The 19,501-nt window shown below is 43.7% G+C and carries 22 protein-coding genes and 2 pseudogenes; 16 read left to right on the top strand and 8 right to left on the bottom strand.

Annotation, left to right across the window (positions count from 1 at the left end; all coding sequences use genetic code 11):
* Positions 1-4 precede the first annotated feature (4 nt).
* The 11 genes and pseudogenes from H7F27_RS14055 (at position 5) to H7F27_RS14005 (ending at position 7,306) form a co-directional block, all read left to right on the top strand.
* A complete protein-coding gene (locus tag H7F27_RS14055; protein WP_024121077.1) occupies positions 5-430 on the top strand; it encodes a DUF2634 domain-containing protein in 426 nt (141 codons plus the stop codon).
* Positions 423-1,469 (top strand): baseplate J/gp47 family protein, encoded by a 1,047-nt coding sequence (locus H7F27_RS14050; protein WP_185848047.1) that lies wholly within the window; start codon positions 423-425, stop codon positions 1,467-1,469. The genes H7F27_RS14055 and H7F27_RS14050 overlap by 8 nt, the downstream gene beginning before the upstream one ends.
* Complete coding sequence (locus H7F27_RS14045) at positions 1,453-2,031, top strand: YmfQ family protein (RefSeq protein WP_044156235.1); 579 nt, start codon at positions 1,453-1,455, stop codon at positions 2,029-2,031. Before H7F27_RS14050 ends, H7F27_RS14045 begins: the two co-directional genes overlap by 17 nt.
* Complete coding sequence (locus tag H7F27_RS14040) at positions 2,028-2,300, top strand: hypothetical protein (RefSeq protein WP_095713489.1); 273 nt, start codon at positions 2,028-2,030, stop codon at positions 2,298-2,300. Before H7F27_RS14045 ends, H7F27_RS14040 begins: the two co-directional genes overlap by 4 nt.
* A 2-nt stretch (positions 2,301-2,302) precedes the next feature.
* Positions 2,303-4,420, top strand: a complete 2,118-nt coding sequence (locus tag H7F27_RS14035) for a pyocin knob domain-containing protein (protein WP_024121081.1) — start codon at positions 2,303-2,305, stop codon at positions 4,418-4,420.
* Between the two features lie 10 nt (positions 4,421-4,430).
* Complete coding sequence (locus H7F27_RS14030; RefSeq protein ID WP_024121082.1) at positions 4,431-4,760, top strand: XkdW family protein; 330 nt, start codon at positions 4,431-4,433, stop codon at positions 4,758-4,760.
* Positions 4,757-4,921 (top strand): XkdX family protein, encoded by a 165-nt coding sequence (locus H7F27_RS14025; RefSeq protein WP_185848046.1) that lies wholly within the window; start codon positions 4,757-4,759, stop codon positions 4,919-4,921. Before H7F27_RS14030 ends, H7F27_RS14025 begins: the two co-directional genes overlap by 4 nt.
* A 43-nt stretch (positions 4,922-4,964) precedes the next feature.
* Positions 4,965-5,804, top strand: a complete 840-nt coding sequence (locus H7F27_RS14020) for a phage-like element PBSX protein XepA (protein ID WP_185848045.1) — start codon at positions 4,965-4,967, stop codon at positions 5,802-5,804.
* A 55-nt stretch (positions 5,805-5,859) separates the two neighbouring features.
* Positions 5,860-6,129 (top strand): hemolysin XhlA family protein, encoded by a 270-nt coding sequence (locus H7F27_RS14015; protein WP_024121085.1) that lies wholly within the window; start codon positions 5,860-5,862, stop codon positions 6,127-6,129.
* 11 nt (positions 6,130-6,140) lie between these two features.
* Entirely contained in the window at positions 6,141-6,404 is a 264-nt protein-coding gene (locus H7F27_RS14010; RefSeq protein ID WP_024121086.1) for a phage holin, read from the top strand.
* A gap of 12 nt (positions 6,405-6,416) precedes the next feature.
* Positions 6,417-7,306 (top strand): annotated as a pseudogene (locus H7F27_RS14005) (N-acetylmuramoyl-L-alanine amidase).
* A 35-nt stretch (positions 7,307-7,341) separates the two neighbouring features.
* Here the strand turns inward: H7F27_RS14005 and spoIISC are convergent.
* From spoIISC to steT, 6 genes are all read right to left on the bottom strand, one after another.
* Positions 7,342-7,479, bottom strand: coding sequence for a three component toxin-antitoxin-antitoxin system antitoxin SpoIISC (spoIISC, locus tag H7F27_RS14000; RefSeq protein ID WP_125825426.1), 138 nt, complete (start codon positions 7,477-7,479; stop codon positions 7,342-7,344).
* A gap of 83 nt (positions 7,480-7,562) precedes the next feature.
* Positions 7,563-7,733: a type II toxin-antitoxin system SpoIISB family antitoxin gene (locus H7F27_RS13995; protein ID WP_024121090.1), complete on the bottom strand. Its 171-nt coding sequence runs from the start codon at positions 7,731-7,733 to the stop codon at positions 7,563-7,565.
* Complete coding sequence (spoIISA, locus tag H7F27_RS13990) at positions 7,733-8,479, bottom strand: toxin-antitoxin-antitoxin system toxin SpoIISA (RefSeq protein ID WP_024121091.1); 747 nt, start codon at positions 8,477-8,479, stop codon at positions 7,733-7,735. Before spoIISA ends, H7F27_RS13995 begins: the two co-directional genes overlap by 1 nt.
* 107 nt (positions 8,480-8,586) lie before the next feature.
* Positions 8,587-9,588: an inorganic phosphate transporter gene (locus tag H7F27_RS13985; protein ID WP_024121092.1), complete on the bottom strand. Its 1,002-nt coding sequence runs from the start codon at positions 9,586-9,588 to the stop codon at positions 8,587-8,589.
* Between the two features lie 12 nt (positions 9,589-9,600).
* Positions 9,601-10,218 carry a DUF47 domain-containing protein gene (locus tag H7F27_RS13980; RefSeq protein WP_010333926.1) on the bottom strand — a complete coding sequence of 206 codons (618 nt, stop codon included), beginning with the start codon at positions 10,216-10,218 and terminating at the stop codon, positions 9,601-9,603.
* Positions 10,219-10,493: 275 nt separating this feature from the next.
* On the bottom strand, positions 10,494-11,810 hold the full coding sequence (gene steT / locus H7F27_RS13975; RefSeq protein ID WP_185848044.1) for a serine/threonine exchanger: 1,317 nt from the start codon (positions 11,808-11,810) through the stop codon (positions 10,494-10,496).
* Positions 11,811-12,204: 394 nt separating this feature from the next.
* Between steT and H7F27_RS13970 the strand changes: the two genes are divergently transcribed.
* The 4 genes and pseudogenes from H7F27_RS13970 (at position 12,205) to H7F27_RS13960 (ending at position 16,559) form a co-directional block, all read left to right on the top strand.
* A complete protein-coding gene (locus H7F27_RS13970) occupies positions 12,205-13,155 on the top strand; it encodes a ring-cleaving dioxygenase (RefSeq protein WP_024121094.1) in 951 nt (316 codons plus the stop codon).
* Between the two features lie 143 nt (positions 13,156-13,298).
* Positions 13,299-13,394 (top strand): annotated as a pseudogene (locus H7F27_RS20920) (hypothetical protein); the annotation flags it as partial.
* Between the two features lie 8 nt (positions 13,395-13,402).
* Positions 13,403-15,577 (top strand): ArnT family glycosyltransferase, encoded by a 2,175-nt coding sequence (locus tag H7F27_RS13965; RefSeq protein WP_185848043.1) that lies wholly within the window; start codon positions 13,403-13,405, stop codon positions 15,575-15,577.
* Positions 15,578-15,587: 10 nt separating this feature from the next.
* Positions 15,588-16,559, top strand: coding sequence for a glycosyltransferase family 2 protein (locus H7F27_RS13960; RefSeq protein WP_103671570.1), 972 nt, complete (start codon positions 15,588-15,590; stop codon positions 16,557-16,559).
* 132 nt (positions 16,560-16,691) lie between these two features.
* On the opposite strand, the gene H7F27_RS13955 is transcribed toward H7F27_RS13960, so the two are convergent.
* Both H7F27_RS13955 and htrA read right to left on the bottom strand, forming a co-directional pair.
* Positions 16,692-16,862 carry a hypothetical protein gene (locus H7F27_RS13955; RefSeq protein ID WP_185848042.1) on the bottom strand — a complete coding sequence of 57 codons (171 nt, stop codon included), beginning with the start codon at positions 16,860-16,862 and terminating at the stop codon, positions 16,692-16,694.
* 156 nt (positions 16,863-17,018) lie between these two features.
* Positions 17,019-18,380 carry a serine protease HtrA gene (gene htrA, locus H7F27_RS13950; RefSeq protein ID WP_105953632.1) on the bottom strand — a complete coding sequence of 454 codons (1,362 nt, stop codon included), beginning with the start codon at positions 18,378-18,380 and terminating at the stop codon, positions 17,019-17,021.
* 181 nt (positions 18,381-18,561) lie between these two features.
* Between htrA and proG the strand changes: the two genes are divergently transcribed.
* A complete protein-coding gene (gene proG / locus H7F27_RS13945; protein ID WP_185848041.1) occupies positions 18,562-19,380 on the top strand; it encodes a pyrroline-5-carboxylate reductase ProG in 819 nt (272 codons plus the stop codon).
* The last annotated feature ends 121 nt before the right edge of the window (positions 19,381-19,501 follow it).

Genomic DNA, 19,501 nt, shown 5'->3' with positions numbered 1-19,501 from the left:
CATCATGGCCCTGACACCAGAAGTGGAGTTTGAGGATATTGAAGATGACGGCGAAGTCATTGAAACCTCGCAAACCTACAAAATAGATTTTGAAAACGGAAGAATTACAAATGAGCTGATTACCGGGCTTGAAGCAATCAGGCAGTTTGTGTATATCGCCTTACAAACTGAACGATATGCGTATTCAGTTTACAGCCATAATGTCGGAAATGAGCTTCAGGACGTGCTTACAGATCATGAGACGACTGATGCCTACAAAAAAATGGAGATTCCAAGGCTCATAGAAGAGGCACTTGTTTATGATGACCGTATTTCCGCTGTAACAGACTTTGAGATAGAAAAACAAGGCGATGCGTTTCATGTTTCCTTTGTAGTCGAGACAGATGAAGGATCGCTTGAGATTGAGGAGGTGATTGGCGAAGATGTTTGAGGATCAGACCTTTGAAGAGATTATGGAGCGTATGCTGAACAGCATCTCCGCAGATATTGACACGAGAGAAGGCAGTGTTATTTATAACGCATTAGCCCCAGCGGCAGCCGAGCTTGCGAAGTCGTATATATGGCTTGATACCGTGCTTGAGCTTGTGTTTTCTGATACTGCGCAAGGAGAATTTTTGGACCGGCGCGCTGCGGAAGCGGGGATTGAACGGACAGCTGCAACAAAGGCCGTGAGAGCAGGGGAGTTCACAGCTGGCGTCAGAATTCCTGAAGGCTCCCGCTTCTATGTGGACAATCTTTATTTTCAATATACAGGAGACGGGACGCTTGTCTGTGAAACGCCGGGAGAAGCAGGAAACGCCAATCTGACCGGACGCAATCTGTTGTCACTGGATACCATCCCGGGATTGGAAAAAGCCATTGTCAAAGAAATCCTGATTCCGGGGCGTGAAGAAGAAGGAGACGATAGTTTAAGAGAACGGTATTTTACGAGGGTTCGGCGTGAGGCTGTCAGCGCCAATAAAATGCATTATAAAGAGTGGGCTGAAGAAGTGGACGGTGTTGGAAAGGCAAAGATCTTCCCGCTTTGGAACGGAGATGGGACGGTTAAAATTGTCGTCACGAATGCCAACCTTGAACCTGCTTCTGAAATCTTAATTCAAAAAGTGAAAGACTATATTGACCCTGAGCCCGGTCAGGGCGAGGGACAGGCACCAATCGGAGCCGTTGTCACAGTGGAAAGCGCGGTCTGGAAGGAAGTTGAGATTTCTGCCGAGGTGCTTCCAGAAGTCAATCACTCGATTGATGAAGTAAAGACAGAAATTCAAGAAGGCGTTTTAAATCTCTTTAAGAAAATGGCATTCGAAGATAACATTATCCGCCTTTCTCAAATTAATAACATCGTCTATAATTCGCCGTCTGTCAGTGATTATTCAAATATTAAAATCAACGGCACTTCCGAAAATTTAGTGCTGAGCGACGTAGAAATCCCTAAGCTTGGGCAGGTGAAGATCATTGAGCAAACAAGATGACATGATTTCATATCTGCCGCCGTTTCTCACCAGCTTAAAAGAAATGTCGGAGCTGCTGAAAGCGGAAGCACCTGAGTTTGATCAGCAAAATAACAGCATATTTGATCTGACAGACCAGTTATTTGTCCCGACAGCAACATGGGGGCTTAGCCGCTGGGAAAAGATTTTAAACGTGCCGCGGGAATCGGGAGACACCGATGAAATCAGGCGATTACGGCTCATTTCGAAGATGTCGAACATCCCGCCGATCACCTACAGGGCCATTGAGCAGGCGGTGAACCGTTTCTTAAAAAAACCGTCGGCACAAGTCCGCCTGCTGCCCGGTGAATACCGCTTTAATGTAGACATCAATATTGATGATCTCCAGCACATGAATGAGCTGATCGAAGCATTGGAAAATATGAAGCCGGCACATCTGGCGTATACGCTCAGAGGCGGATTGAATGAGACGCTCCAAATAAAGGACACAGTCATACTGAATCACCGAAGATACCGAACAGCCAGTGAGCTGAAGGTCGGTTATTCTGTCACCCTTAACAATAATGAGGTGGTCTTAACTTGATTTCAACCATATACAGAGAACGTACAGCTGCCGATCTCAAAAGCAGGATTCATCACGTGCTGCTTAACGGCCAAGAAACAGAAATAGTGGAGCTCACCATTGAAGGAGCAACAGTGACCGTTCTGACAAAACGTGAGGAAGATATTAAACATATAGAAACGGTACAAATTTTAGACGAGCTGGGCAACATCATTACAGAAAGAAAAACAGACCTGGACGTGAGTGAAAACAGAACACTCGATTTCAGATTTACCTTTGAGGTGGTGTAAACATGGCATACGAAGAAAAAACAGACTGGCTTCCGGATGATCCAATTAACGAGGACGACGTCAACCGCTGGGAAAAAGGCATAAAAGACGCCCACACCGACCTGGCTGCCCACAAAAACGACATGAACAACCCCCACAACACAACAAAGGCGCAAGTCGGGCTGGGGAATGTGGATAATGTGCAGCAGGCACCAAAAAAAGATTTTGAACTGCATGTGAATGACGATACGATACACATTACTGCTACTGACAGGTCAAAGTGGAACAACGCGCAGTTAAGTAAGATATCAGGCGATGATGGTAGAGTCTTCTACAAGAGTGTGAACGAAATTACTGATTATAATGATTTAATCGATACTGGTATGTACTTGATATACAATGACGGCTTGAACGGTCCGGGCCTAAACATGTGCTTTCTCCTTGTGATGAGCTATAAAAACACACTTGTTCAAATAGCTTATGACGGATTTAAGGGAGAACAATCACTTTTTAGAATAAGAAAAAATGATTCTACAACATGGACGGCATGGATTGAATCAGAAACTACAGAGGGGTCTCAAAAGAAAATAGATGCACATGCCAATAAAGCAGATATTCACGTAACAAAATCCGATAAAGACAAGTGGAACGACTCACAGCTCTTTAAAATAACTCAGGATAACGGTGTCGCAAAGTACCGTAAAGGTGCAGATTTCAATACGATCACCGAAACAGGATTCTATTACATGAGTGGTGTGACTACAGCATTAAATGCTCCAGTGGATAACAATGGTTATTTAATGGTTTATAACTACAGCACGTATGCATATCAAGAATACACGTCTTATAGTAGCATTGACACAATATCTACTGGCCGAAGGAAATTCATGAGGAATAAAGTGGCTAATTCAGAGGCTTGGACACCTTGGCGAGAGATCGAATCGGTTGAAGGTTCACAGGACAAAATAGATGCACATGCCAATAAAACAGATATCCACGTAACAAAAGCCGATAAGGACAAATGGAATAATGCACAACTATATAAATTAACTGATACTCAGGGCTGCCGGACTAAAATCCCAGATGGAACTGACTTATTAACGCTGCCCTCTGGTTTTTATTATGCATTAGGGAATGTCATAACAAACAATCCTGTTTCAGGAGATGGATCATGGTATAACTATGATGTTATCGAAACAGGAGGTGGCGGGCGAAAAACCATTTTTGCATCTAGAAGTTACGACGGAACCTTTTGGATGGCAACGATTCATACAGATGGCGTGTTTAAAGGATGGAATAAGATCGAGACTGAGGTAAGTGCTCAAACCAAAGCTGATAAAGCTTTGGCTGATGCTAAAAACTATGTTGACACAAATTATACAAACCAAAAGTTAACCATTCTTACAGGCTCTAATGCAATACAAGACGCAAGAACTGGAGGGAATGATTATCCTCCGGGGTTAACACTAATGGATATTGGCCAAGGAAATACAACAGGTTATCCGCTAGGGTATGGAATTGTGAAAAATGAAAAATATAGTGATTATCGTTTTACACAATATTTTTATGGCACAGGTAATGAAACAAGTGTATATGCAAATAGTACCGGAACTTGGATACGTCACTGGTGGTCTGGTTCAGGATGGACTCCTTGGGAAAAAATCTCTGGTTTCGGGCATATGATTGCAAAAACAACAGGTAAACAAGCACTGAATAAAGGGGAACAAAATAAAATATTATTTAAAAATGTATTGAAGGATAGCAATAAACTGTATGATCCATCGAACAGTAGATTTGTAGCAAGTCACACTGGTATGTATTTGGTTAATGCCAGCTTATATTTTCAAAATACATTACAGTATTCCAATTTTGAGTTGTATACGTATGTGAATGGTTCGCAATATAAATTAATGAATCAGTTTAGAACGCCAGCTCCTAAAGATAATAGTGATTCAAAAGAATTTTATGTAACTGTTACAGGATCGGTTGCGGTATCGCTTAATGCGGGTGATTATGTCGAAATCTACGTTTATGTGGGGTACACAGGTACAGAAACTCGGTATATTGTTGATGATACGTCCGTTAGTAAAAATTACTTTGATATCCTAGAACTCGGAGGCCGAAATTTCCCTACACTATAGGAGGTGCAAAATGATATTATACGATGCAATCATGTACAAATACCCTGACGCTGTGCCAAGAAAGGATTTCGAGCTGCGGAATGACGGAAATGGTTCCTACATTGAAAAATGGAACCTGCGCGCCCCCATCCCAACTCAAAAAGAGCTTGAATCCTGGTGGGAGGAGCTGCAAAAAAATCCTCCGTACGAGCCGCCTGATCAGGTGGGGTTGCTTGCTCAGGAATTGTCGCAGGAAAAGCTGGCACGCAAGCAGCTTGAAGAGCTAAACAAAACGTTGGGGAGCGAGCTGTCAGATATAAAGCTTTCATTATTATCTTTGAAAGGAGAGCGTGCTGAATGAATTATTGGGTGCTTGCCCTCTACTATGAGTGGGCGACAACGGATATGGTGAAACAGGCCATCGCATATCAAGACTGTTCATTTGAGGATCTGGCAGAAGGCGTGAACAAAAAACTGATCACTTCTGGCCAGTATGAAGAAATTACCGGTAAAGCCATGTAGGCTTTTTTATTTTGCTCGTTTTTACATGAAAAGGAGGATAAAAATGGTCAAGTATCAATATGAGTTTCCTCTCGATAAGACTGGAAAAGCTGGAGCTGTAAAGCCGTATAGAGGAAAAAAAACCGATTTTGTCACACCTGTTTCAAATCTCTCAGGTGTAGCGGAGATTTTAACAAATGCCGCGTTAAAGGCCACTGAGGCATACAGTCAGCTCGGACAAGACCGGCTTGGCTCAGTTCTGATTTCTAAAGTAAAGGGCTGGGCGTATGCAGATCGTGAAGGCACGCTCTTTATAGAAGAAAGCGACAATAACAATGTCTGGACAACGACAGCAGTAGTTAATGTCGCAGCAGGTGTTTTGACAGCGACTGAATGGGTGTATATCACAAAACGCTATTACCGATTCCGATATGTTAACGGAAATCTCCAGCAATCAGAGTTTGTGTTATACCAATCAGTCGGCGCAGGTGAAATGGACGTACGCTTAAATGAAAATCTTCCTTTGCAAATCGATTTGAAGGAAAACCAAACAGACGATGGGCGGCTGAAAGTGGAAGCTGGCAAAACGTTTGACTTTGTTTTTCATGAAAATGCCGAGTCCGCCGGCGAAGGTACTGCTTTACCCGTGGACGGTGCCGCGCATTTACTCGTTGAAGTATTCGGCACAGCGGAAACGAGTGAGGTGAAATTTTGGGGGAAATCTGTGTCAGGACAGAAACTTCCAATCAGAGGCGTGAAATCGGATGATGCTTCTTCCGCTTGCAGCACCTTAGGCAAGGATGAGGCTTGGTCCTTTGATATTAAAGGCTTTAAGGAGATCGTAATGGAGATTGCCAGCATGACCGGCGGGAGTCTATCAATTAAAGGAACCGCGGTCTCTTAACCATTGCAATTGGCCTCGGAAAGGAGGTGATCCGCATGTAAAGGAGGAGTGAATGATGCAGCAAGACATAGATGTTAATGTGTTTCAGCAGGATTTAGCAGACATGAAAGGCGAGCAAAAAGCGCTCGAACAGAGAGTTTCGGCATTGGAACGCGTGTCTGACCGGCAAGACCAGCAAATCATGACGCTGAACGAAAAATTAAACAAAATTGATGAAAATACAACATGGATTAAGCGCACCATTACAGGTGCCATCATTACAGCAGTGTGCACAGGGATCATTGGCGGAGCGATCGCCATTATGTACAACCTGCTGCAGCATTAAGGGGGATTATCATGAAAACGTATGATAAAGGCACGGTCACTAGGACGGTGCTTCTTTTGCTTGCGCTCATCAACCAGAGCATGCTGATGTTTGGCAAATCACCATTGGACATACAGGAAGAGCAGGTGAATCAGCTTGCAGATGCTCTGTATTCAGCAGGATCAGTGATCTTCACAATTGGGACAACACTGGCAGCTTGGTTTAAAAACAACTATGTAACAGAAAAAGGGAAAAAGCAACGCGACTTGTTAAAGGAAAATAATCTGACGAAATAAGGAGAGATGAAAATGGTTAACATTATTCAAGACTTTATTCCGGTCGGTGCAAATAATCGTCCAGGCTACGCGATGACACCACTTTATATTACCGTACACAATACAGCGAATACGGCAGCAGGCGCCGATGCCCAAGCGCATGCCCGCTATTTGAAAAACCCTGATACGGCAACAAGCTGGCATTTTACAGTTGATGATACAGAGATTTATCAGCATCTGCCGTTAAATGAAAACGGCTGGCATGCAGGAGACGGGAACGGAAGCGGCAATCGGGCTTCTATTGGGATTGAAATTTGTGAAAATGCGGATGGCGACTTTGCACAAGCAACAGCTAATGCCCAGTGGCTGATCAAAACATTGATGGATGAACACGGTATCAGCCTCGCTAACGTCGTGCCTCACAAATATTGGTCAGGGAAGGAATGCCCTCGCAAACTGTTGGATACGTGGGACTCGTTTAAAGCGGGAATTGGCGGTGGCGGGAGCCAAACTTACGTCGTAAAAAAAGGTGACACACTTACATCCATAGCGAGAGCGTTCGGTGTTACTGTTGCTCAGCTGCAAGAGTGGAACAATATCGAAGATCCGAATCTCATTCAGGTTGGTCAAGTGTTAATTGTAAGTGCTCCATCGTCCGCTGCAGAGCCAGAACTCTATCCGCTCCCTGACGCATTCAGCTGACAACACCATATACCTCAGGCGAACACGTCTTTCAGGTGCAACGAGCGCTGGCGGCTCTCTACTTTTATCCTGATAAAGGAGCTGTGAACAACGGAATTGACGGCATTTACGGGCCGAAAACAGCAGACGCGGTTGCGCGTTTTCAGTCTGTTAACGGTCTACCCGCTGACGGTATCTACGGACCTGCGACAAAAGCGAAGATCTCAGCTCAAGTTAGCTGATGGTAGAACAAAAAATCCCGGAGTTGCTCCGGGATTTATTTTTTCTTCTTCAATTTTTTTAAAATTCCTGCACTCCGCTCCCTCACCCGAAGCGAATACCCGGAAAAGCCAAACCTCCCGTAATCAATAACCTTCACACGCCGCACCAATTTTTTCACTGTATCACCTGACATTATCCTCTGTTTGTTTTATTATATGTAACCCCTTAAGAAAAGGAATAAGGACAAGAGCTGTTTCTCTTGTCCTTTTAGTGTGATCATGCTTTTTTTCGTTTATACTCATCAATCAGCCGTTCGTTTTCTTTGAAGATTCTTGCTGTGTGCGGACTGACTTGATAGCTTGCGACACTGGTGGTTGAACGTTTTTTCAGGATTTTAAACGGTTTCTTTGCCCGCGGATGGCATCCGTTTTGAAACGCGTTTTCCATTATCCTTCACCTTCCTCCTCAATTGGCAGCACCAAATCATATATGCTCGTTAATGATGTGAATAGCAAATAATCAAATTCCGTTACAATGCTGTCAGACGTCAGTTTGATGACATAGCTCTGTGTCTCAATTGTAAAGGGAATGAGCACTACTTTTCCATACTGGTCGTAATAGACATCCTTTCGATCCAGCCTCGTTTGCACGTCAGCGGGATCCTCCATGTGCTCGGTTAACCGGTCTTTATCAGACTGTGTCGAATAGTGACAAAGGCTGGCCGTCAGATTCATTTTATCAGCATAGGTTTTCAGCAGTTTATCAATTCCTTCAGCATATGCTTCTATACTTCCATAATAAACATGAATCGGTTCGTTTTTCAATAGATATTGGTATGTTTTCAGCCGATCGAGATACATGTGGAGCATTTCGTTGTTTTCTTCGAGAATTTCTCTTGTGTCTGTTTCCAGTTCACTGCCGGCCAGTTTTTTCACATAAGCGCTCAAAAAGATAAAAGCGTCAATTAAAGCAAAGCTGACAGCGACAATGACATACCGTTCCCAGTTTGTGAACAGGGAAGAGGGATCATATGTCCAGTATATCATGGCGCCCAAAACAAACAGCAAATACCATGTTTTTCGGATGGCGGACATTTTTTCTTTGACCTTCGCTTCGAACCGCCATGTGGCGTATACGTATAAGCCTAAAGCGGCCATAGTGCACCAGACCATGATTTGAAAGAATAAAAGCATACATCAATCCCTCGCATCTGTAATAGGTTCTGATTATTGTATTCGAGAGATGCGGCTGGTTTTCCTGTTCCATCAAAAAACCGCTTCTGTTAAGAAGCGGTTCCACATTAAAAAATCATATTTAAAATAAAGTAGGCGATAGCACCAAGTGTCGCTGAAATCGGAAGCGTGATGACCCATGTAATGAGCATCCGCTTAGCTGTGCCCCAGTTTACGCCTTTTACCCGGTGTGATGCACCGACGCCAAGGATTGATGAAGAAATGACGTGGGTTGTACTGACCGGCAAATGAATAAATGTGGCGCCGAAAATAATGGCTGCCCCGGTTAAGTCAGCGGATACACCGTTTACCGGACGAATCTTCATGATTTTTCCGCCAACGGTTTTAATGATTTTCCATCCGCCGATTGAAGTTCCGAGACCCATGGCTGTCGCGCAGGCGAATTGCACCCAGGTTGGAATATCATTAGCAGAAGTATGTAAATTTGCTGTGATGAGAGCCATTGTGATAATTCCCATTGCTTTTTGCGCATCGTTTGTTCCGTGTGTATAGGATTGCAGGGCAGCAGTTATAATCTGCACTCTGCGGAATTGCTTGTTTGTTTTCGCCAAATTGCTGTCTTTGAAGATCAGCTTGACGATGCTGTAAAGAATATAACCAAGGACAAAGGCAATAATTGGTGATAAGATGAGTGCCTCAATGATTTTAATGAAGCCCTTATAATTTAACGCAGTAAATCCGGCTGCCGCAACGGCTGCACCGGCAATCGCCCCGATGATGGCATGGGATGAGCTGCTTGGGATGCCGTAATACCAAGTGAGCAGGTTCCACGCTATTGCTGCGACTAAAGCAGCCAAAATAACAACAGAGCCATTTTCCAAAGTATAAGGGTCTACAATATCTTTCGTAATGGTTTTGGCAACACCTGTAAACGTCATTGCTCCGACAAAGTTCATCACTGCCGCCATTATAATGGCATGGCGCGGTTTCAGCGCTTTTGTTGATACTGAAGTCGCAATTGCGTTCGCCGTATCATGAAACCCGTTGATGAAATCAAACGCCAGAGCAAAAATGACTATTAGTATCGTTAATATAAATAGAATATCCATTTTTACCCCTCGTTACGCGTTTTTCATAATGATGGTTTCAAGATTATTGGCAACACTTTGGCACGAATCGGCAATTTCTTCAAGTGTTTCGTAAATTTCACGATATTGAATGACTTTAATTGGATCTGTTTCATTTCCGAAAAGATTCTTTAATGATTTTCTGTGCAGGTTGTCACAGCTGTGCTCATACTCTTTAATTTTGATCGCGTGAGGCTGAATATCCTTTAAGCGGTTTTCTGCCAGCAGCTCAATTGTAATCAAAATTTCTTTCGCGCATTCTCTGATGTATCCGCTGAATTTATCGATATGCTCGTCTGATGAAGTAATTGAGAAAATCTCCATCATGGCAGAGAAATGTTCGATTCCGTCAAGCACATCATCCAGGCTGTTTGTCAGCTGAAGGATATCCTCGCGCTCAATAGGAGTGATGAATGCTTTGTTAAGCTCTTTGATCATGACATGAACATGATTGTCACCTTTTGTTTCATATTCCTTTAACGTATCTGCAAACTCTTTAAGCGTCGTTTGGTTAGTGACCTTAAAATTCAAAAAATATTCTGCAGTTTCGTCTATGTTCTTTGCAATTTCTGTTAAAAGGAGTGAGAACTTATCTTTTTTTCTTCTTATCATTAAAAACCCTCCATAGTTTGAATGAACAATGCACACATCAAATTATTATATAGCCTTTTGTCGAAAAAAAACAGGAAAAGTCGAAAAAAACGCGGCTTGACTTTTTCGATAAAACGTGTCTCCTTATTTTGGCCTACTTCACCTCAAAAAAACGAACCAAGTTTGCAAAATCTTTCTGGTTAACGTAAAAAGTATATCAAAAGTTGTGTTTTTTTTGTCAACATTTATCTTCTGATTCACTAAAAAACGGTTCCCTAAACAAGGGAACCGTTTTTTTAGCTGGCTTTTCGTTTTTGCATCCAATAATACACAGGGAGTCCGGCCAGGCCGATGAGAATTGATAATCCGCAGCTTAATGTGTCTGTAATGATTGTGCTTCCCAATACAAAGAATGAACCTGCGATCGCCAATATCGGCATGAACGGGTAAAGCGGAACACTGTAAGCACGTGTTTTTCCCTTTGTTTGTTTGCGAAGAATAAATACTGCAAAAAAGGCCATCACATAAAAAATATAGATCATAAAAATAGAGATTTCAGAAAGCTTATCAGGATTACTGATGAGCATCAGGATGATCGCCACAGCGATTTGGAAAGAAATCGCAATCCACGGTGTGCGGAATGTCGGGTGCACGCGGGACAATTTCTCAGCAAAAGGCAGCTGTTTTCGTTCTGCCATCGCAAAGGTCACACGCGGGAAAGAAAGAACCTTTCCGTTTAAACAGCCGAAGATGCTGACAATAATTCCTATACTGACCAGCTTTCCGCCGATTGAACCGAACAGCATGCTGGCAGCAGTGCTTGTCGCATTTTCTCCAAGTGTCACAATTTCGTTTGCGGACAGGATGTGAAGCAGCGCAAAATTAATGAAGATATAAATGGCTGTTACGATTAACAGTCCGCCAGTCATTGCGCGAGGCAGAAGCTTTTCAGGATTTTTCATTTCTCCGCCGAGAGCCGCAAGCAGGATCCATCCGTCATAAGCAAACAATGTGGCCAAAATGGCTGCACCGAAATTCATATCAGAAATGCTTTCGTTTACGGCTGTAAAGATATGCTGATCGCCTTTCCAAAGGCCGAAAATAATGATACAAGCAATCGGAATCAGCTTTCCGACCGTAGTCAGCGTTTGAACAAAACCGCCGTATTTTGTACCGATAATATTAATTACACATAAAAAGATAACTGCGATAATACCGATTACCTTTGATAGTCCTGAACCCCAGCCGAAAAGATTCGCCATTAAGGATCCAAAATATAAACCGAGTGCCCCGATAATCGCCGGGCCGTAAATAATGATCTGCACCCAGCCGCATAAAAATCCCCAAAACTCGCCGTATACTTCTTCAAGGTACGTATAAAGTCCGCCTGTTTTCGGAATCTGCGTACCGATTTCTGCAATCGTCAGTCCGCCTGCCAGCGTTAATATACCGCCCAACAGCCACGCAAATAGCGCAGTTTTTGAGTCTCCTGAATAAGCGAGCACAGCACCGGGCTTCATAAAAACGCCGGAACCGATAATGGTTCCAATAACAAGAGTAAGGGCAAACAAGAGGCCTATCTCTTTTTTTAAACCGTTTTCTTCAGTATGCATGTCCTTAACCTCCTATGATGAAGCTTCGTGATGAAGAATCTATTTTTCATATTGTAAACCCTATTTTAGAAAAGTGAAATAAAATAAATTTTCTGATTTTCGATATTTGCTTTATTTCCATTCGTAAAATCTGTGAAATCGTCTATTTACTATCTATTGAAACGAATGAAATTGAGTGTAATCTTATCTAAAGTTCGTGTTTTGCGAAAGGTGTTCAAGCGGAGAATGAGCACATTAAACGGCTGACATCGGGACTTAGCAGGATGCCGGACCTAGATGAAGCTGATATGTTGACTTTCGTATGTGAATAAAATACCTTGTAATTAGGAAAATAAATATACATCTTTGATATAATATCTCGAAATCGAGATAAATTGACCTGGAGGGACAGCATATGAAAGTCAACGGCATTCACCACGTGTCCGCATTAACAGCTGACGCGCAAAAAAACTTAGATTTCTATAGTAAAGTATTAGGATTAAAACTCGTCAAAAAATCCGTAAACCAAGATGAACCAACGATGTACCATCTATTCTACGGAGATGAAGTGGCAAATCCGGGAACGGAACTGACGTTTTTTGAGATTCCCCGCATTGCGCCGTTTCATGCGGGAACAAACAGTATTTCTTCTATTGGATTACGTGTTCCAAGCACAGAAGCGCTGCATTACTGGAAAGAACGTTTTGAAGAGCATCAGGTAGCGCATAGCGGCATCGCCCAAAGAGCCGGACGTGACATATTGGCGTTCGAAGATCATGAAGGACAGCGCCTTGTGCTGACTGCTGATGAGAAAGGCAAAGGTTATGGTCTGCCTGTTAAACAAAGCGGCATTCCGGAAGAATTTTCATTTCGCGGGTTAGGGCCTGTTGAATTGACAGTGCCGTACGCTGAACCAACATTACATGTATTAACCAATATTCTTGGGTTTACAGAGGTCAGCCGAGAGCCGGTTGAAGGACAGGGAACAGCGGTCATTTTAGAATCTGGAGAAGGCGGTGCGGCCACAGAAATCCATTTAATTGAAAGAAATGATCTTCCGCGCGAACGTCAAGGAAAAGGAAGTGTCCATCATGTCGCATTTCGCGTGAGAGACGAAGAAGAGCTTGCCGGATGGCACCGCATCATCAGCCGGGAAGGCTTTAGCAACTCAGGCATCGTTGAGCGCTACTATTTCAAGGCGCTGTATTTCAGAGAACCGAACGGCATTCTGTTTGAATTATCTACAGACGGTCCGGGCTTTATGGTTGATGAAGAAATTGATGAGCTTGGCCAAACCATCGCTCTTCCGCCATATCTTGAGCATAGAAGAGAGGAAATCGAAGCAAGACTGAAGCCGATTCAATAACGATATATTGTGATTCTTTGCCTTCCGGCGTCACCGGAAGGCTATTTTTGTTCAAAAACGGCTTACATATGGATATTAGGTACAAAATATCAGATTTAGATCAGGATAAAGACCCGAAAACTTTTGCTTTTATGGACTGATCGTATGAATTGGTTTTGGCAAAAATATTGCCTTTGTTTATTAATAGTTTTTTCATATTTGCTTGTTACACTATTTCAAAGTTAGACGAAAAGGAGTGAAGACAAACGTGGAAAAGAAAAAACGCGAGCTGGACATCTTCCTGATTCTCATTTTGCTCGCATCTGCATTTTTAAATATCTATAACATCTGGAATGATGATACGGTGAATCCTTATTACACCGCTGCAGTCTCAAGTATGATGCAAAGCTTTCATAATTTTTTCTATGCCTCATTCGACGCGGCGGGGTTTATAACGGTTGATAAACCCCCTATTACGTTCCAAATACAAACCATCAGCGCACTTATATTCGGTATGCACGGCTGGAGCGTCATCCTGCCTCAGGCACTTGCTGGTGTAGGTTCTGTCCTTTTAATGTATCTGTTAATAAAACCGACATTCGGTAAGACGGCAGCAAGAATTGCCTCTTTCATCATGGCATGTACACCGATTGCGGTGGCTGTGGCCCGGACAAACAATGTTGATGCATTACTGGTATTTTTCTTATTGCTGGCTACATGGCTTCTCTTTAAAGCCATCAGAAAAGGAGAGCTGATCTGGCTGTTAGCAGCATTTTTCGTCGTTGGTGCAGGTTTCAACACAAAAATGCTTCAAGCTTATATGATTTTACCGGCTTTCTTATTGTTCTACCTGATTGCGGCAAATGCCACAATCAAGAAAAAAATCATTTCTTTAGGAAGCGCATTAGTCGTGTTAGCGGCAGTTTCGTTATCATGGCCGCTCATCGTTGACAATATCCCTGCCAGCAAACGCCCTTATGTCGGAAGCAGCCAGACCAACTCTGTTTTGGAATTGGCTTTCGGATACAACGGAATTCAGCGGCTGACAGGACAAAATTCCGGCGGCGGTCAGGGCGGGTCAGGCGGAGACACAGCAAAAGAAATGCCTTCTGCGGAGAACAGTTCATCTGACGCTCAAGCACCGCCTAATCAGTCATCAAGCAGCAGTACATCAAACGATGACAAATCTGCAAATGGCAATATGACGGCACCGCCATCCAATGGGGAAATGCCAAGCGGCGGTCAAGGAGGCCCTCCAAACGGCGGAGGAGATGGCGGACAAGGCGGACCTGGCGGCGACGGAGGTAAGGGCGGTTCAGGCGGATCGAAAATGCAATCAGGTACAGGAATGTTCGGAACGGGAACACCTGGCCCGCTTCGGCTCTTCCAACAAGAACTATCTGATCAAATCAGCTGGCTGCTGCCATTTGCGCTTTTTGGAATGGCAGGCTTGCTGATTGCAGGCTCGAGAGAAAGAAGAAGATTATCTGTTGAGCAGAAGGAGACGGTGTTCTGGGTTGCATGGCTTGTGCCGATTGCCGGATTCTTCAGCGTAGCAGAATTTTTCCATCATTATTATCTCATTATGCTGGCGCCGCCGATTGCTGCACTTGTCGGAGCTGGATGGGTTGCGCTCGTTCAGTTATACCGAAACCATACAGGCTGGAAGTCTTGGCTTTTGCCGGCGGCGATGATTGCCACAACAGGATTTGAATTGTTTATTCTGAGAAACTACAACGATCAAATCGGTGTTGGATGGAGTATCGGCGTAGGGGTTATCGGTGCGTTATCTGCCATTGCTCTTTTGATTTTTAAACAGCGCCAAAAACCGCTCACATATTATATATCACTTGCAGGTCTTCTCGTATTGCTTGTGATGCCGATTTATTGGGCAAGCACACCTCTCCTGTACGGAGGAAACAGCTCTCTTCCTGAAACAGGGCCGCAGCTCTCTTCAAGCAGCGGAAAAGGCATGGGAATGAACGAGTCGAGTGTAAATGAAAAATTAATTGAGTATTTAGAAGAAAACAACTCCGGAGCGGAATATTTATTCGCCACAACTGATTCAAACACAGCGGCTCCGTATATTATCAAAACGAAAAAGGCCGTCATGACGATCGGCGGATTCAGCGGTTCTGACCCGGCCATCACGCTGACTCAATTTAAAAAGCTCGTAAAAGAAGGAAAAGTGAAATACTTCTTGGCTTCAGGAATGGGGAAAGGCGGAAACAATGAAATTGTCGAATGGGTTCAAGAAAACGGCAAGAAAGTTTCTTCTGATAAATGGCAGTCAAGCGCTGATCAGCAGACATCACCTGATCAGACTGATTCATCAGGTACGTCAAGCGAGAGCAACGCTTCAGGCCAAACCGGCAAAATGGGCGGCGGGCCTGGCGGAATGAACCAGTCAGCTGCATTATACGAACTACATGCTGATGAATAGGAGGAAAAACATGAGCAGACATATTCAATATTCAATTGTGATACCTGTGTATAATGAAGAGCTTGTCATTCATGAAACCTATCAGCGCTTAAAAGAGGTCATGGATCAAACGAAGGAAAACTATGAGCTGCTATTTGTCAATGACGGCAGCAAAGATCGCAGTATTGAGATTTTAAGAGACCACAGTCTGATTGATCCGAGAGTGAAAATCATTGATTTTTCCAGGAATTTTGGGCACCAGATCGCGATTACAGCGGGAATGGATTATGCACAGGGGAATGCAATCGCCGTCATTGACGCCGATCTGCAGGACCCTCCTGAGTTAATTTTAGACATGATTGAAAAGTGGAAGGAAGGCTATGAGGTCGTATACGCCGTCCGGACAAAACGAAAAGGGGAAACCTTTTTCAAAAAACAGACAGCGGCCATGTTTTACCGGCTTCTCAGCAGCATGACAGATATTGATATCCCGATTGATACCGGGGATTTCCGTCTCATGGACAGAAAAGTCTGTGATGAAATGAAAAAATTAAAGGAAAAAAATCCTTTTGTCCGAGGACTCGTCAGCTGGGTAGGCTTCAAACAAACAGCAGTTGAGTATGTACGTGATGAAAGGCTTGCCGGAGAAACGAAATACCCGCTTAAGAAAATGCTGAAGCTTTCAATGGACGGCATTACGACATTTTCACATAAACCGCTGAAACTGGCAAGCTATGTCGGGGTCTTAATGTCAGGCGCAGGATTTCTGTATATGTTTATCGTACTGTATTTGAAGCTGTTCACCGACAGCACCATTACCGGCTGGTCATCGCTTATCGTCATCCAGCTCCTGTTCAGCGGCATCGTACTTCTGATACTGGGCATGATTGGTGAATATATCGGCAGAATCTATGATGAAGCCAAAGACCGGCCGCTTTACATCGTACAGAAATCGTACGGGATTGAAAATAAAAGACTCTATAGAGACCAGCATATGTCCTAACCTGAAACCCCTGCCCATTACGGACAGGGGTTTTTTATGTGCTGTATGGTGATCAAAGTAAAAGATGCTGATAGGGAAGGAAGAAGAGACTGTGAACTTGCACTGCGGTTCACCGCGAGCTGAAATCAGCTGTTAGATTGAGGGGTTTTTTAAGAAACGCATAATCACAGCAGTGCCTGTTATGTTTAATAGAATACTGGTCCCCAGTGTAACTCCCCATGCCAATGTTGATTCAGGAAGGAGAAAGCTCAGCATCAGAAAAGCCAATCCTGCGCAAATTATGCTCAATCCTACGGTTTTCATGTCATTCCTCCTTTTTAAACAATGCTTCAAGCATCTGATTAGAATGATGTCAGCCTGTATCATATACGGGTGTCTCGGCAGAAAGTTTCATAGAGCAGATAGGTCTTTTGTCTAATAAAAAGCCTCAGACCGCTTTTGCGGCCTGAGGCGCTTTTCTTAAGAAGGTGTTTCTTCTTTTTGATCGAGTTTGATTTTTTTCGTCATTTCTTTGCCGTTTCTGAGGATTTTCACTTCGACGGTGTCGCCGATGTTTGCGTCTTTATATAGGATATTTCGCAATTCGCTGCCTGTGTCGATTTCTTTTCCTTTTAAGCTGATGATAATATCTTCAGCTTTCAGCCCGGCCTTTGCAGCAGGGGAGCCTGAAGCGACTTCACGGATGTATACGCCTTTATTCAGCTGGCTGCCGAATAAGCCAAGTGTGCCTTCCTGGTAGTTTTGCGGCACCTGTTCCAAATCGAGCATGCTGACACCGATATACGGACGTTCAATTTGCCCTTTAGACAGCAATTCTTCAGCTATCGGTTTTACATCATTGCTTGGAATGGCAAATCCGATGCCCTCAACATCATCTTCACTGATTTTCATACTGTTAATGCCGACAATTTTACCGTCTGTATTTAACAATGGACCGCCGCTGTTACCCGGGTTAATCGCGGCATCAGTTTGAATTACGTTAATGCTTGTTTGACCGGCTGAGGTTGACATTGAAACTGTTCTATCCACGCCGCTTACAATTCCCTGTGTTACTGTGCGAGACAGGTCTTTTCCGAGCGGATCTCCAATCGCAATGACGGTTTCGCCTGTTCTGAGATCTGATGAATCACCGAAGTTTGCTACCTTTGTTACGTGGTCATCACTGATTTGAAGAACGGCTAAATCTGTTAAAGAGTCACTGCCTACGAGCTTAGCTGTCACATCAGTGCCGTCGTATAAAGACACCTTAAGTGAAGTTGCGCCTTCTACAACGTGGTTATTCGTAATGATATAAGCCTTGCCGTTCTCTTTTTTGAAAATGACACCCGATCCTGAGCCGCTTTCTGTATCTTCGCTTGAATCAGAGCTGGAACCGGAAGAGCCAGAGCCAAACAAAGAGCTGTTTGACTGAGCCTGAAGGTTTGTGATGCCGACAATCGCCGGTGAAAGATCTTCCACCATATCTGAGATTTTAGAAGAATCCTCGCTCTTAAATGCAGATGAGCTTGTCGAGCTTTTGCTTGATTCAGAGGATGTGCTTTTAGCTGTAACAGATTGAGTTTGCTGCTGGCTGGACGTCTGTTTCGCTGCGTCCTGAGAATCGTGGTCGCCAAGCGGTGTGAACGTATAAATGCCAAGGGCGAGACTTCCGCCGATGACTCCGCCAAGCAGCGGCCTGAACCATCCGAATCCGCGTTTTTTCTTCTCTTGATCATGAATCACATTGCGGGCTGAGTAAGACGGGTTTTGATCATTCTCTTTCGTTAAAAAAACCTCATTCTCTTGTCCTTCTGTTCTATTTTCGTCACGATAGTTATCCATCATGTTCACTCCGTTTCTCTCTATTTTCAACTCATTACATTTTGATTATGGCAGTTTTATGACTTGATTTTATCATAAACAAAAACTGTGGGATAAAAATGAAAACATTATGGGAAATTGTGAAAAAGTGCGAAAAACGGTACACTTTATAAGGAATATTGTACATGAAAGGGCTGAAACGATGGAGTCAATCGGATTGATCGGGTATGGCAGCATGGCGGATATGATCGCCAGGCAGCTGTTGAAGCATAAACAAGTAGAGGAAAATGAGCTGTTTGTTGAGACAAGAACTAAGGGAGAGAGGCTTCAGGCTTTGCTCGCTGATTATCCAGACGTTTCGGCAAAACCGCTTGAGATATGGGCGGAAAAGTGCGCCTTGATCTTTATATGTGTCCCGCCGCTCCATGTCATTGAAACAGTACGCCGGCTTCACCCGTATGTGAACCGGAATACTCATATTGTATCCATTGCGGCTGGTGTGCCTCTGCGGCTTTTAGAGGCTGAAACGGCAGCTGTAATATCACGGTTGATTCCGGCCATTACATCTGAAGCGGAAGCCGGCATCTCACTGGTTGTTCACAGTGAAGCACTGGCGGCACAGAAAAAAGAACGTTTGGATGAATTGTTATCGGCTTTCAGCAGTGTGCGAGAAATAAAAGAATCAAATTTGGATGCCGCCAGTAATCTGACGAGCTCTGCTCCGGGCTTCATCGCCGCAGTGTTTGAAGAATTAGCGCTGTCGGCTGTGAGAAACAGCGGCCTGACAAAAGAAGAAGCCTTTGATTTCCTGATACACTCACTGTATGGGACAGGCAAGCTGCTGATCGAAAAGAAGATGTCCTTTGAGGAGACGCTGAACCGTGTTGCAACGAAAGGCGGAATTACAGGGGAGGGAGCGGCGGTGATACGTGCCTCTGTGCCGCATGTTTTTGATCAAGTATTTGAAAAAACACTCGAAAAATATGAGCAGCTGACAGAACAGGCAGCAAAAGAAACATGAATCCTTGAAAGAGGATTCTTTTTTATCTCTGAACGTTAGTGATTTTTCCCAGCTATATTGCATTTTTCCTCTTTTTTTAATATAATCTGTTAGAATATTCATAATTTAGTAAAAAAGGAGG

Origin of the sequence: Bacillus sp. PAMC26543 (assembly GCF_014250375.1) — a bacterium.
GTDB lineage: Bacteria > Bacillota > Bacilli > Bacillales > Bacillaceae > Bacillus > Bacillus halotolerans.
The sequence above is the reverse complement of the archived record's forward strand: the minus strand, read 5'-3'. Positions and strand labels throughout refer to the sequence as shown.